Consider the following 4,252-nt stretch of genomic DNA (forward strand, 5'->3'; position numbering starts at 1 on the left):
CATCTAAATTTAGCTTTATTCATCCCTCTTTGATTAGAAAAGATGATAAAAAGGCTGATTTCTCAACAGAAAAACTTATCTTAAATTCGGGCTGATTTTTGAGAGTTTTTGTTTTTTACTTTTTCAGCAAACCCTATTTAAACTTCAATAATTTTTTGTTATATCGATAAATTACTAGCCCTAAACGCAGAAATTTTGAAAAAGCGAAGCCTCCGCTTCTACTATAATCAGAGAAGGGTAATTGAGACAATTTCTGCATCACCTTAAATAGCTCTTCAGGTTTTGCGTCCGAGAAAATTAATAATCTGGGGATTAATTTCTTTTGACCAATGTTCTTGGGGATAGTGTTTTGCTTCTGCGAGGGAGATTAATTCCACTCCTGATTTAGTGGCTAATTTTTCGACAGTGACAGAAGATAACCAAGGATCCCCCATTCCCCAGACAAAAAGGATAGGTTTTTCAAAGTTCTCTAAACCTGTCTCAATTTCTGCCATGGTTTTCGATAGGTTTAAATTGCGAATCGTAGCCACTAAAGCGCGACCTACTGCCGAAGTTTTTAGATAAGGTTGACGGAAAATAGCCAGAGCTGCATCACTAATCACAAAACCGCTACCGGTTTCTAAAGTACGATCGACTAATAAGGGATCTTGAGTCGCCATATCTCCGAGGAAAGGTATCCCCCATTGTTTCATTATCCAGGGTAATTTAACATCACTGGAGAGGGGAGTATTTAAGATGATCAAGCGCTCAATTTTATCAGGATTTTCTAGGGCGTATTGTAACCCGACGGAGGCTAAAAAACCCTGGACAATGAGGGAGATTTTCGGCAATTGGAGAGCTTGAATAAAATCGGACAAAGCTTGACAAAAAGCGTTAGGTGTGTAGGCGAAATCTCTGGCATCGGGTTTAGCGGATAAACCGGAACCGATCCAATCGGGGGCAATGGCATTAATGTTATATTCTTCTAAACTGGTCAATAATTCCCGCCAAATATAGCCATGGGCGGGTAAACCATGGAGTAGAATGACGGGGGTTGTGTCCGGTTGTTGAGCGGGGTTAACCTGTCGATAGAACCACTTGAGAGAGCCGACTTCGAGAAAATTTTCTAAAATAGCCATGGTTAATGGGGGATTAACAATCAATAAACCTCTTGCATAATTAATTTTTCAGGGTTCAAAAACGGCAAAAATAAGGATTAAATGGCATAAAGTCTGTAAATAGACCATTTAACTGATTATTACTCCTTCTTAATTCTCCTGACTACTGACTACTGGCTCCTGACTCCTAACCCTAACAACAATTTTTGATTTTTACAAGAGGTCTAATAACCATTGTCTAACGTCTAGGAACCGTCGCACCGGCAATTTTCCCACCCCAGCAGTTAAAGGGAGCTTGCGTCGAGACTTTGTGCTTCTCCGGGGGTTAAGGGTAAATGAAGACCGCATTCTTGTTTTAAACCCTTGAAACGGGTGTCTCGTTCGTTGCTATCATCGGCGGTTAAAGGCCGACTGGAGTGCCAATCGCCGACGGAGACATAACCCAGATCAAAATAGGGATGGTAGGGGAGATCGTATTTAGTCAGATACTCATAGATGGTTTTGGCATTCCAGTCAAGTATCGGTAATATTTTGTAACGTTCGCCCTGTTGATTGACCCATTGGAGAGTTTTGCGGTGGTCGGTTTGGTCGCGACGTAAACCCGCTAACCAAGCGGTGGCCTTTAATTCCTTCAGGGCCCGTTGCATCGGCTCCACCTTGCGGATTTTGTCGTAGAGATTGAGGGAGTCGAGATCGTTATTTGACCACAGTTTACCGTGGATTGCTTCCATGCGGGCGGGACTGAGGGGAGATTGATAAACTTTCAGGTTTAAATGGAGGCGTTGGCTTAAGTCTTCGGCAAATTGATAGGTTTCCGGGGGAAGATAGCCAGTATCGATCCAAATAATCGGAATATCGGGGATAATTGCGGTGACTAGGTGCAACATCACCGCCGCCTGAATGCCGAAACTGGTACTCATCACCAAACCTTCCCCAAAGGTGGCCGCGGCCCAAGCGACGATTTCTGCGGCGTTAGCGGAGTCAAAACGTTGATTAATTCTGGCCAGGTCGAGGGATAGAGGGTAGGAAAAAGACCGGTCGGCAGTGGCGATGAAGGCGGTTTCTAGGGCCCGTGGATGAGAATTAAGTAAGTGTAAATCTGGCATTCTGGCTAAGATTTAAGATATTAGTAGCGGCGGATACTGATAGAGTCCAATCTATCCATTAGGGTTCGAGAATAGAGTCGCCTCCATCTCCTCCCCTTGAGAAACGTGGGTGAGACTTACGCCTCCGACGGCTCCTAGTTTAACTGCTTCATTGTTAGGGATACAGCTTGACAATCGAGGGCCGTTTTATCGAAAATTTGGGTTAAAACCCCGTCGTTTTACGGTTGAGAATCTATATACTGTACTTCTACTATATCTGATGGGGTGAAGTGTGGCCCACACTAGCGACACCCTCCTTTCTCAAAAATCTCTCTGGTTACACTAGGTTAAGCAAGATGGGGAGGAATTACCGCTAGTTTTTGCAGTTGTTTTTCAATATTGGCCTTTAATTGGGTCCGGGAGATTTCTTTTCCCGTTTGAGCAGTGTGTGCATTTTCCAGAAAAATAATACTATCTACTTTTTCTAGGGCAAATAATTGGAATAAAAGATGGGTGACGGGAATCAGGAGCGTTGATAGGGGTGAATCGGGGGTATTTTGAGCAGATATGGCCATTTTTTCCGTAGCAAAGGCATAGATTACCCTTTTCTCCTGTTGTGGCTGCTGCCGATGGGCTAAAGTGGTCAGCAACCAATCACCCTCGCTATTCTGAAGCACATAGTATTGTAAATGTTTTAACTGTCTGGCCATGGCCGCGAGGACGGGATTAACCGCTTCTTCCATGACCACGGTTGCCAGTCCGTAATTGACCGCTTCTCGACTTAAAATATGCAGTTGTGCCTTTAATTTCATGGCTAATAATGTCTATAAACTAATCGATATTGACCATTCCTACCAGCGATGAGCGGTTTTTCTGCCAGTACAATTTTAGGCGTTGCTGATTTGAGATCTGAATTTTCTTGGCTGGGATTTTTAAAACCTAAACCGAAACTAACTTTGACACGGGAACCTGCACAGTTGCCATTCATCCCTTGATTCAGCAACGCTATTTAAAATTGTCGTCGTGAAAAGATGAGGATGGAGATGCCCAATAATAGACCAGTATAAACGAGACTGTAGAGGGCATTAGCGATTAAGACATCAGCACTAGGCAGCAAACCATAAACGGCCTCGTTTCTAAAATTTAATCTCTCTAAATCTGGGAGAATTAGATAAATATTTTTAGTGATAGCGAGGATATTGGGATTTTTGCTGATTATACCCAATTGGATCAGATCTTTGCTGATGTGACCCATTAGATAGACCCCAAAAGTCATTAACGTGGCTAAAATCGAACTGGTAAATACCCCAAAAGCGATCGCCACGGCCGCGATGAGAATTAATTCCAAACCGAGATAGAAAACCGAGACAATCAGGGGTAAAGGTTGAAAAGATACTTTCATCCCCAGCAACATCAGCAGGTAAATCACCAACATTACCCCCAACATCACCGCTAAAACCCCGGACAAACCCAAGTGTTTACCGAGGATAAATTCGGCCCGACTCAGGGGTTTGGGAATCAAAACTAAAATAGTTCTCTTGTCAATTTCCTTATTAATTAGCCCTGTACCCACAAAAACCGCAACAATTACCCCTAATAACCCGATAGCGGCTAATCCCAAGTCAAGAAAGATTTTCTGATGGGTTCCCACCGCAATTTCTGGTAATAAACGCAAAGCGAAGGCCATCAACAAGGCAAAAAACCCGATAAAGTAAAGAATGCGATCGCGGATAACCTCGCGAAAACCATTAGCTGCGATCACCCAGATTCTCAGGATACTGATACCCATAGCCTTTCATCAAAATAATATCTGTCTTTCCTAGATTAAGAGATTGTTTTATCCCCTCATTATGCCCAATTATTAACTTCCCTATTTGATCAAGAATACACCAATCTATTACTTTTTTGCTGGCCCTGTGTAGGTAATTTTCCTGACTGACGGACACATTTTTCAATACAAAGACAAGTACTGTTATGTGAAAGCCTCAAACTCCTGAATAAAAGAAAAGGTAATTTTGCCATAATAATCCTGACGAGCTTTGCGAGAAGAGCCAACAGGGAAAAGGGTCA

The 4,252-nt window shown here is 42.8% G+C and carries 4 protein-coding genes; all 4 read right to left on the reverse strand.

Annotated features, from left to right (window positions below):
* Positions 1-275: 275 nt before the first annotated feature.
* A complete protein-coding gene (locus IM509_RS04135; RefSeq protein ID WP_081417916.1) occupies positions 276-1,142 on the reverse strand; it encodes an alpha/beta fold hydrolase in 867 nt (288 codons plus the stop codon).
* A 239-nt stretch (positions 1,143-1,381) separates the two neighbouring features.
* Entirely contained in the window at positions 1,382-2,203 is an 822-nt protein-coding gene (cysH, locus tag IM509_RS04140) for a phosphoadenosine phosphosulfate reductase (RefSeq protein ID WP_072927673.1), read from the reverse strand.
* A gap of 326 nt (positions 2,204-2,529) precedes the next feature.
* On the reverse strand, positions 2,530-2,994 hold the full coding sequence (locus tag IM509_RS04145; RefSeq protein ID WP_002787359.1) for a hypothetical protein: 465 nt from the start codon (positions 2,992-2,994) through the stop codon (positions 2,530-2,532).
* Between the two features lie 197 nt (positions 2,995-3,191).
* Positions 3,192-3,971 carry an ABC transporter permease gene (locus IM509_RS04150; protein WP_081417917.1) on the reverse strand — a complete coding sequence of 260 codons (780 nt, stop codon included), beginning with the start codon at positions 3,969-3,971 and terminating at the stop codon, positions 3,192-3,194.
* Positions 3,972-4,252 lie beyond the last annotated feature (281 nt).

It is taken from the genome of Microcystis sp. M31BS1, from assembly GCF_020245285.1.
GTDB lineage: Bacteria > Cyanobacteriota > Cyanobacteriia > Cyanobacteriales > Microcystaceae > Microcystis > Microcystis panniformis.

Coding starts and splice junctions, on each gene's coding strand:
- IM509_RS04150 (WP_081417917.1), bottom strand. CDS start 3,971: ATGGGTATCAGTATCCTGAGAATCTGGGTGATCGCAGCTAATGGTTTT.
- IM509_RS04145 (WP_002787359.1), bottom strand. CDS start 2,994: ATGAAATTAAAGGCACAACTGCATATTTTAAGTCGAGAAGCGGTCAAT.
- cysH (WP_072927673.1), bottom strand. CDS start 2,203: ATGCCAGATTTACACTTACTTAATTCTCATCCACGGGCCCTAGAAACC.